Raw genomic sequence first — 8,881 nt, 5'->3', positions numbered from 1 at the left:
ATCTTGGGGAATATTACGGCTGCGCGGAATGGGCGGTCCGGGAAATCTATGCGGCCTATTTAGGCTGGTTTGATGGAAATCCAACGCATCTGCATCCGCTCGCACCGCACATCCGGTCACAGAAAATGCTGGAATTGATGGGCGGGAAGGATAGGACTGAAGCTGCGGCCCGGATGGCTTTTGAGAAGCACGAAGATCAATGGTGTCTGGAACTGTGCGATTTGTGTTATGAAGCAGAACCGGACGCCGCTATCCTGAGACTCAAAGCCGCCGCGCTGGATCGACTGGCGGAAGAGGAAACAAGCGCAAACGGACGGCATTATTATAAAGCCTGCGCGAAAGAACTGAGGAAAACTGCCGGATTGGACTAAGACAATGGAGATAGAATTGAATAAAGCTGATAGTCTGAGTCCTGAAAAATCGTTAAAAAAGGGGAAAGTCATTTAGCTTTGAAAAGAAAGCTGTAACTTTTTTCTTGCTGATAATGAAAAACAGCCCCCCGAAAGAAGAATTCAAAGAGCCGCGAATCAAAAATTAGTTTTGATCTTCAATAGGATATTTTAGATCCGGGGCGGAAGCTATTTTTGAATCATCCGCCAGGGATAACAGCGGGAATTCCAGGATCACCTGCGCGCCGCTGCCATCCGGGACATTGCCGGGGATCATCCGTCCGCCTTCGATCTGCATCGCCTGCGACACGGTATATAAGCCTAACCCCGCATGGCCGTTGCTGCTGCGGGCGGACTCATAGCGGTAAAACGGTTCGCCGATGTGCTTTAAACTTTCTGCCTGGAAGCCCGGCCCTTCGTCACTGACCTTCAGGATCCAGTTTGTTTCTGTCACCGCGCCCATCAGCTGGACGGTTTTACCGGGCGGACAGTAGCGGATCGCGTTGTCGAGCAGATTGATCAGCGCCCGTCTCAGCGTTTCGGCATGCACCCGGGCTGAGAACGGCGGGCAGAACACGGTCAGCGTGATTTCTTTGTTGCGGCACAATCCGGACACTTCTTCAGTACAGCGCCGGATCAGCTCATGGATCGGTGTTACTTTCGGTTGTTCCGCCTGATTTTGGCTGCAGGCGGCTTGCTGAAGCTGAAGCACATACTGACTTAATTGGCCTAACCGCCGCTGTATTGCCTCCAGACTTTCCCCCGCTGTTTCAGACAGGGCTTCCTCCTGCAGCAGTTCGACATTGCCCTGAATCACAGCCAGCGGCGTCTTCAGATCATGCGCCAGCGCGGCGATCTGGATTTCCCGCTGATTCTGCATATCCCATTGCTGGACCAGCGAATCCTTCAAGGCTGAGCGCATCGTATCGACGGAATCCAGCGCCTGGTTGAACTCCGTCAGCGGGGTGTCTTGAAGTGTAAAATCAAGGTTTCCCGACGCGATCTGCGTCGCGGATTCCTCCAGCGCATTCAAGGCCTGAACCAGTTTTTTTCCGTAGCGGTTGGTTGTCATCCATAAATAAAGGAGAAGGAGAACGGCGGTCACACTAATAAAAAGTCCCTGCAGATCGCTGATCAGGGCGGCAATCCCCGGGGCGGTCGGACGCACTTCATAGCGGAACAGAAGAATGACAACTTCTGCCCGCAGGTCGGTGCGAAACCAGGTGTCGGCCCCGATTCTTCCGGTGTAACTTCCGGTATAGAGGGAAAAATCAGCCAGCGCGCTGTCCGCCGGCAGGGAACTGTCCGCCAGCTGTTCATGACTGAACAACAGGTAATGGATGCCGTCGGGAACCTCCGCAGGGTCAAAAAAATCCTGCCGCTGGATTTTGCCGATCAGCTCCTGCGCCTGTTTTTCATTGTGATCAGCGCTTGTGTAGAAGCCGGCGTTCAAGCCGGCCATAAACAGAAACACTGCCGCGGCCAGGATCGCGAGCACGCCGAAAGCGGTCGTTAAAAAATAACGCCGCAAGAATTGCGCTAGAGTCCGGGTTTTTCTGCGTCTTCTTTTTTCCATCGGTAGCCTATCCCCCATACGGTTTCTATCGGATCTTCATTCAATTTCCGGCATTTTGACCGGATGTTTTTAATATGCTCGGTAATCGCCGCCGGTCCGCTGTCGCGATCCCAGCCGTTGATCAGCGCCAACAGCTGATCCTTGGTCCAGATCCGGCCGGGCTGTCGGCGCAGCGCAATCAGAATTTCTTTTTCGCTGCGGGTCAGTGCCAGCCGCTGTCCGCGGAAAGCGACGTCCTGCTGCCGATCGATCTGCCAGCCGTCCTGGCGGATCCAAGAACGCCGCTGTTCTCTGCGCAGATGGGCCTGAATCCGGCTGCGCAGAACGCTCAGGCTGAACGGCTTGGTCAGATAATCATCCGCGCCGTACCCCAGGCCTTCTATCATCATTTCCTCCTCACTGCGGGCGCTGAGAAATAAGATCGGGCAGCTCAGCCGGCCGCGGATTTCCTGACACAGCTCGAAACCGGATTGCTGCGGCATCATCACATCCAGCAGAATCAGATCGGCCTGCGCCCAGTCGTCTTCGCCGACTTCCTCGGGATTCGCAAAGGTCAGCACCCGATGTCCGTCTTTTTCCAGCGCGATCCGGATCAGCCGGAGTAAATCCAGGTCATCGTCCACTGCGATCAGCGTCGCCATCGTTCCGCCTCCTGTCCTGTTGCTTCTATTATACCATCAAGCACGACAACAAATAAAACAGATAGACGTGCAGCGGATAAAACCAGTAGAAAAACCGTTGATTCCGCGGTCCCCGCTTTCCGTTGTAGAACGCCATGAAAATGACGGCGAACACGCCCATCCATTCATAAGCAATCGTAAAGATCTCCGTAAAATGGCTCAGATTTATCTGCAGAAGCATCAGACCGTATAAGCTGGCGAGCGTCAGCACGAAGACGCTCAGCTGAACGGCGCGGTGACGGCGCAGGCCGTAAAGGATCAAGCCGCCGATCAGATAGTAAATCCCGCCTTCGTTTAAGAAAGGCAGCGGAAACAGTGTGCATTGCAGAAAGTAAGCGTAAGGCATAATTGAAAGCGGCAGCCGGGCAAAGCTGAAATACCAGACCCAAGGCAGCGCCAACAGGCCGATTCCCGGCAGCCAGCGTTTCTTTTTGCATTCATCCAGTCCCTGCCACAGGACAAAACAAAGGACAAACGTCGCAAATATATTATTTGCAGGATAAAAACCGTCAGCCCGGGTCCAGCCGAAGAACTGAATCAAATACTGAATCAAGCCCATGGCCGCCGCAATACCATAACAGCGTAAGAAATAACGCTTGCGGTTGGAGGTGTGCGCAAAGCCCTCCGCGGCGCAGAACAGAAATAACCAGCCGGATAAGCGGCCTAATTGCGAAAAAAGCAGCGGAATTCGTCCAGTAAATTCAAAGAAATAATGCAGGTGGTCCAGGACCATCAGAACCATCGCCAGGCATTTCAGATCCAATCCCGACAGTCCTCGAAAGCGTTTTTTTGTTTTCATTGAAGATTCCTCCTTGATAGTTTGAGCATAAACCGGAAATCTAAGGAAATTCTAAGGAAAACGAAAACTGCCGGACGCGATTTGGAAAGAGTGGCAATGCCGGGGAGTTCACGGTATAATAGGTACGGAAAAGGTAAGGATGAGGTTTATGCAGATAGAACACCAGTTTCCCTGTTCCGCCGTGCAGTTTTTCAATTTTATGGCACGCCGGATCGCACAGGACATTCAGATTGAAACCGATAAGAAATTGACGATTGCTGAGATTCATCAGGGCATGAAGTATGATAAGAAGGTTCTGGTTTCCGAAAAGAAGCAGCGCATCGGCAAGGCACAGGTCGCCGTTTACGATAAGCCGGGTCATGTGCAGCTGCGCGTCGAGATGTTCGACGGCACACAGGTCATTGATACTCAATGCGCCGCGCTGGGCAAGGATCGCTGTCAGGTGACGTATAGCGAGGAATTTTTACCTTCCAACATGGAGAAAAAACTGGCGATCGTAAGTTTTTCCTGGATGGGAAGAAAGAATAACAAGAAAAAGCTGCAGCGGCTGATGGAACAATGGGAAACCGAAATTCGTCAGCTGTACGGTGAATGAGTGTTCAGCATTTTAAAAACTACAGAACAATCACGTTTTTATCAAAACTTAATAGTATGATAGTGCAATGAAAGGAGCCCAACCGATGGAAGAAGTATTTAAGATTGAAGGCGGTCATCAGCTGAACGGAGAGGTTAGAATCAGCGGAGCGAAGAACGCGACGGTCGCTCTGATCCCGGCCTCGATTCTGGCCAACGGCCCGGTAACGATCTGCGGCGTGCCGGATATCGCGGACGTGGAATCGTTATCCACCTTGTTAGAGGAATTGAACGTCGCAGTGGTGCACAAGGATCGGGGGCATCTGATCATCGATCCGACGGAAATGGTCAATCGGCCGTTGGAACATCCGGCGGTCACGAAGCTGCGCGCTTCCTATTATTTTATGGGAGCGTTGTTAGGCAAATACAAGCATGTAAAAATCAAAATGTCGGGCGGCTGTTATCTGGGCCCGCGGCCGATCGATCTGCATCTCAAGGGCTTTGAAGCGCTGGGAGCGAAGGTTGATTATCAGAAAGGTTGTTATACGATCGAAGCGGAAGAGTTGATCGGTACAAAAATCTTCCTGGATATTTCCTCAGTCGGCGCAACAATCAATATCATGATGGCGGCGGTGTATGCGAAAGGCCGCACGACAATTGAAAACGCAGCGAAGGAGCCGGAAATCATCGACGTTGCGACGCTTTTGAACAAGATGGGCGCGCATATCCGAGGCGCGGGAACGAATGTGATTACGATTGACGGTGTGGATCATTTATCCGGCTGTTTCCATGAAATTATCCCGGATCGGATTGAAGCGGGCACGTTTATCATCATGGCGGCCGCGGCGGCCAAGGAAATGAAGATTACCAACATTATTCCGCAGCATCTGGAATCGTTATTGTCAAAGCTGCAGGAAATGGGCGTGGATATGGAAGTCGACGTGGACAGCGTGACGATCCGCGGCGGCGGCAAGCTGCAGGGCGTGGATATCAAAACGCTGCCATATCCTGGGTTTGCGACAGATTTGCAGCAGCCGTTATCGGCGTTGTTAACCCAGGCGGAAGGCAAGTCGACGATCCGGGAGACGATTTATCCGGAACGGTTCAAGCATTGCATCGAGCTGCAGCGGATGGGCGCAGATATCAGCGTCGGTCAGGGCAGCTGCACGATCGAAGGAATCACGCCGCTCTACGGCGACCGGGTCACCGCGACGGATCTGCGCTGCGGGGCCAGTCTGGTCGTGGCCGGCTTGTTAGCGGAAGGCGTAACGGAGATTCATGAAATCTATCACATTGAACGAGGCTATGACGACCTGGATGGCAAGCTGCGGGCATTGGGCGCAAACATCTGGCGGGAAACGATCGAATAAGACAAGTCAGAAATCGGCTCGGGATAGAAATTAACAGATTTCGTTAAATTTAAGAACAGTGATCCTCAACGCTGGCTGGATAACGCATGATTTATGCAGTATCCAGCTTTTTTTGTTTTTACAAAATCTTAACCGTACCTTAACCGCCGTTTATTAAAAACCAGTTATACTTCACCTTGTTTATAAGGAGGAATTGATTTCATAAATTAAGATGGAAAATTCAGGAAGAGAGAACGAAATTCTTAGGCGGCTTGTTTGTTTGCGACGTACATATCTAGCCCGGGATGAAGATGTGGAACATCGTTGACATTGCCTTGTTCCTCGTTAACGCTTGCGCAATTCGCTGCCGAGGAATCGAACAAAGGCAAGCTGAAAAATTGAAAACTGGTGAAAAGGAAAATAAGGGAGAGCTGATGATGAAAACAAGAAGACTTACAAAATGGTTAAGCACGCTGTGCGTGTGCAGTATTTTATTCGGATGCGCCAGCGCGAATCCGGATTCAGAAAAGCAAGACACACAGTGGCCTAAAAAAATAGTTCTGGTTCAAATGCCGAATGAGAATAACCCAGCCGCTGATAGTCAACATGAAAAATTCGGTCAGGCATTAAGCGAATACCTTGGTATTGAGGTGGAAGCGATGGAAGCCAGTGAATATACGGCGGCGATTGAAGGGATGGCCGGCGGAAATATTGACGTCATGTTGGTATCGCCAATGAGCTATTTCCAGGCAAAAGAAAGAGCAGGCGCCGAATTGTTAGTATCCACACCGATGAGCGCTGAATATGTATCCGCCTTTATTGTGAGAAGTGATCGCGACGATATCACAGGGATGGAGGGTCTGCGCGGAAAAACGTTTGCGTTTGTTGATCAGGCGAGTTCCTCCGGTTATCTCTATCCGAAAGCGGCTCTGGTCAAACAGTTGAATCTGGATCCGGATCAACTGGAATCCAGCGATTATTTCTTCAAGACCGTCGCTTTTTCCGGATCGCATACAACAAGCGTTTCCGGAGTTCAAATGGGGGATTATGACGCAGCCTGTGTGGCGAAATCCATCATCGCGCAGATGGCGGAAGCCGGTGCGGTAAACGCGGAAGATTTTAAAATCATCGGATCCAGCGATATCATTCCGAATCCTGCGTATGTGGCGAGAGGTTCCCTGCCGGAAGATTTAAAAGCGAAAATCAAAGCGTTTTTTCTGAGCTATAAGGACGCTGATTATTTTGAAGCTGTGCATGGAAACCGGGATATCCGTTTCGTCGAGGTGACGGAAGACGACTATCAGCCGGCAAAAGAAATGCTGGATCTGCTTCACATTGAATTTGGAGACTAAGCTATGGGTGAAAAGTTACTGAAAATTGAAAATCTCAGCAAGTCGTACAACGCGCAGACGCAAGCGCTTGCCGATGTCAATATTACTTTGGATAAAGGGGAATTTGTCGTTGTGATCGGGCCTAGCGGAGCGGGAAAATCAACATTAATCCGGTGTATTAACCGGATGATCGAACCAACTGAAGGAAAGATTGTGTTTGACGGGACTGAGATTACGTCGATGAATAACCGTCAGATGCGCAAGGTCAGAACGCAGATCGGCATGATCTTTCAGAATTATAATCTGATTGACCGAACCAGCGTGATAAAGAATGTGCTGCACGGCCGGCTGGGTCAGATGAGTTTCTGGGAAAGTGTATTCGGACTGTATCGGCAGGCTGATGTTGAAACGGCGATGCATCTGCTGGAACAGACAGGACTTGCGGAACAAAAATACAAACGAGCAGACGAGTTAAGCGGCGGCCAAATGCAGCGTGTCGGTATTTGCCGGAGTCTGATTCAAAATCCCAAATTGATTCTGGCTGACGAACCCATTGCGTCGTTGGATCCGAAGAGCGCTGAAATTGTAATGGAGGCTTTGTATCAGATGACAACTTCCAGAGGGTTAACCTGCGTAGTGAATCTGCATCAGGTTGATTTTGCGAAGAAATACGCAACTCGGATTATCGGGATTAAGGCCGGACATGTAGTTTATGACGGTCTTCCGGGCGATCTGACCGACGCGATGATCCGTTCAATTTATGAAGGGAAAGAGATGCAGATGAAGCTGCGTTCCGAACTTGTCTATGCCTGAAATCGTTAAAAAAGAGTTGTTGAACAAAGGGAAAATTGCCGGATTCCTCCTGGGCCTGTTTCTACTCGCAAACCTGTATATGAAGGTGAATCTGATAGAAATTCTGAGTGGTTTTCCTGCTTTTGTTCAGTTCTTTCTTTCCCGTTTTCTTCCGCCTGATTTCTCAACGCTGGCCTCAGTTTTACCCGCGGTGGCAGATACCGTGTTATTCGCGCTTTTCGCGACTTACATTTCTACGATATTGTCACTGGTGTGCGGCTTATTGATCTCGAAGCGGACATGTCCCTTAGCCGGGGTTCGACTGGCGATTCGCGCAGTGATTTCCTTTCTCAGAAATGTTCCCGTTTTAATTTGGGCTTCATTGTTGGTTTATGCCTTTGGCGTCGGCGAGATCGTCGGACTGATCGCTCTGATTTTTGCGACGCTGGGATTTTTAGCCCGCTCCTATTCCGATTCGATCAATGAGATTGATCAGGGAAAACTCGATGCGCTGAAATCCGTGGGCGCAACATCGGGACAGATGATCGTTCACGGCTTATTCCCAATGTTTGTTCCCGCCTTAATCAACTGGACGCTTTATAGTTTTGAAATCAATATCCGGGCCAGCGCGATTCTGGGAATGGTTGGCGCCGGCGGAATCGGCGTGCTGATTCAGACTTCAATCCGTCTGTTTAAATATCATCAGGCCTGCGCTATTATCATCCTGGTTGTCATGATTGTTTTAGCGACAGAATTCGTTACGAATAAAATAAGGAGTCATGTGCGATGAAAACGAAATTACGGGTAACACCGCTGAGTGAGCAATTAAAAAAAGGGACTCTCTTTGTTGGACTCGGCGGCTTGTTCGTCATCGTAGTTCAGCTGATGGACCTGGATGTTGAAATCTTTGTGCAGCGATTTGGTAATCTTCCGGAAGTTCTGATGCGCTTTGCCGCCTTTGATATTACGCTGATTCCCTCAATTCTGTCACAAACTCTGTTGTCGATCTGCCTGGCGTTTTCCGCACTTGTTTTAGGCGCAGTAATCGCTTATTTTCTGGCGATCCTGGCTGCGGAGAATCTGACGCCTTCTCCGATTTTATCAATGTTGATTAAAGCCTGCGCTTCGATGATCCGGGCAGTTCCGGCCCTGGCCTGGATCTTAATGGTTGTCGCCAGCGTCGGCTTCGGCAATATCGGCGGTGTTCTGGGATTGGTATTTCCGACTGTGGGATATTTAACGAAGAGTTATGCGGCTGCCTTTGAAGAAGATGGCGATGAAAAGATCGAAGCCCTGAAGTCCACCGGAGCGCGCTGGATTAACATTGTTTTCCAAGCGGTGACCGTCGATTGTATGCCAAAACTGATTTCGTGGACGGCAATTCATTTTGAG

General features: G+C 50.2%; 10 protein-coding genes. 7 read left to right on the top strand and 3 right to left on the bottom strand.

Going from position 1 to position 8,881, the window contains the following annotated elements; all coding sequences use genetic code 11:
• Positions 1-371: alkyl sulfatase dimerization domain-containing protein (locus tag HOLDEFILI_RS04520; RefSeq protein WP_006058288.1), on the top strand; the 371-nt coding region annotated here is incomplete at its 5' end.
• Between the two features lie 163 nt (positions 372-534).
• Here HOLDEFILI_RS04520 and HOLDEFILI_RS04515 read toward each other — a convergent pair.
• The 3 genes from HOLDEFILI_RS04515 to HOLDEFILI_RS04505 are packed head-to-tail and all read right to left on the bottom strand — an operon-like array spanning position 535 to position 3,444.
• Positions 535-1,965, bottom strand: coding sequence for a HAMP domain-containing sensor histidine kinase (locus HOLDEFILI_RS04515; RefSeq protein ID WP_006058287.1), 1,431 nt, complete (start codon positions 1,963-1,965; stop codon positions 535-537).
• Positions 1,929-2,606, bottom strand: a complete 678-nt coding sequence (locus tag HOLDEFILI_RS04510) for a response regulator transcription factor (RefSeq protein WP_006058286.1) — start codon at positions 2,604-2,606, stop codon at positions 1,929-1,931. Before HOLDEFILI_RS04510 ends, HOLDEFILI_RS04515 begins: the two co-directional genes overlap by 37 nt.
• A gap of 28 nt (positions 2,607-2,634) precedes the next feature.
• Positions 2,635-3,444: a TraX family protein gene (locus HOLDEFILI_RS04505; protein WP_006058285.1), complete on the bottom strand. Its 810-nt coding sequence runs from the start codon at positions 3,442-3,444 to the stop codon at positions 2,635-2,637.
• Positions 3,445-3,592: 148 nt separating this feature from the next.
• On the opposite strand from HOLDEFILI_RS04505, the gene HOLDEFILI_RS04500 reads away from it, so the two are divergent.
• The 6 genes from HOLDEFILI_RS04500 to HOLDEFILI_RS04475 form a co-directional block, all read left to right on the top strand.
• The gene (locus HOLDEFILI_RS04500) at positions 3,593-4,039 is read left to right on the top strand and encodes a DUF3284 domain-containing protein (protein WP_039863883.1); all 447 of its coding nucleotides are present in this window, start codon (positions 3,593-3,595) and stop codon (positions 4,037-4,039) included.
• A gap of 85 nt (positions 4,040-4,124) precedes the next feature.
• Positions 4,125-5,387: a UDP-N-acetylglucosamine 1-carboxyvinyltransferase gene (locus tag HOLDEFILI_RS04495; protein WP_039863882.1), complete on the top strand. Its 1,263-nt coding sequence runs from the start codon at positions 4,125-4,127 to the stop codon at positions 5,385-5,387.
• Between the two features lie 416 nt (positions 5,388-5,803).
• Positions 5,804-6,718: a phosphate/phosphite/phosphonate ABC transporter substrate-binding protein gene (locus tag HOLDEFILI_RS04490; RefSeq protein WP_039864030.1), complete on the top strand. Its 915-nt coding sequence runs from the start codon at positions 5,804-5,806 to the stop codon at positions 6,716-6,718.
• A 3-nt stretch (positions 6,719-6,721) separates the two neighbouring features.
• Positions 6,722-7,510: a phosphonate ABC transporter ATP-binding protein gene (phnC, locus tag HOLDEFILI_RS04485; protein ID WP_006058281.1), complete on the top strand. Its 789-nt coding sequence runs from the start codon at positions 6,722-6,724 to the stop codon at positions 7,508-7,510.
• The gene (gene phnE / locus HOLDEFILI_RS04480; protein WP_006058280.1) at positions 7,503-8,279 is read left to right on the top strand and encodes a phosphonate ABC transporter, permease protein PhnE; all 777 of its coding nucleotides are present in this window, start codon (positions 7,503-7,505) and stop codon (positions 8,277-8,279) included. The genes phnC and phnE overlap by 8 nt, the downstream gene beginning before the upstream one ends.
• Positions 8,276-8,881, top strand: a 606-nt coding sequence (locus HOLDEFILI_RS04475; protein ID WP_006058279.1) for a PhnE/PtxC family ABC transporter permease, incomplete at its 3' end; no start/stop codon positions are given. The genes phnE and HOLDEFILI_RS04475, both read left to right, overlap by 4 nt.

The organism is Holdemania filiformis DSM 12042 (genome assembly GCF_000157995.1).
Lineage (GTDB): Bacteria > Bacillota_I > Bacilli_A > Erysipelotrichales > Erysipelotrichaceae > Holdemania > Holdemania filiformis.
Note: the sequence above shows the minus strand (reverse complement) of the source record. Positions and strands in the feature narration are given on the sequence as shown.

Excerpts from the sequence above, each read along its gene's own strand:
- HOLDEFILI_RS04505 (WP_006058285.1), bottom strand. The coding sequence starts at position 3,444 with ATGAAAACAAAAAAACGCTTTCGAGGACTGTCGGGATTGGATCTGAAA.
- HOLDEFILI_RS04490 (WP_039864030.1), top strand. The coding sequence starts at position 5,804 with ATGAAAACAAGAAGACTTACAAAATGGTTAAGCACGCTGTGCGTGTGC.
- HOLDEFILI_RS04500 (WP_039863883.1), top strand. The coding sequence starts at position 3,593 with ATGCAGATAGAACACCAGTTTCCCTGTTCCGCCGTGCAGTTTTTCAAT.
- phnC (WP_006058281.1), top strand. The coding sequence starts at position 6,722 with ATGGGTGAAAAGTTACTGAAAATTGAAAATCTCAGCAAGTCGTACAAC.
- HOLDEFILI_RS04510 (WP_006058286.1), bottom strand. The coding sequence starts at position 2,606 with ATGGCGACGCTGATCGCAGTGGACGATGACCTGGATTTACTCCGGCTG.
- HOLDEFILI_RS04495 (WP_039863882.1), top strand. The coding sequence starts at position 4,125 with ATGGAAGAAGTATTTAAGATTGAAGGCGGTCATCAGCTGAACGGAGAG.
- phnE (WP_006058280.1), top strand. The coding sequence starts at position 7,503 with ATGCCTGAAATCGTTAAAAAAGAGTTGTTGAACAAAGGGAAAATTGCC.
- HOLDEFILI_RS04515 (WP_006058287.1), bottom strand. The coding sequence starts at position 1,965 with ATGGAAAAAAGAAGACGCAGAAAAACCCGGACTCTAGCGCAATTCTTG.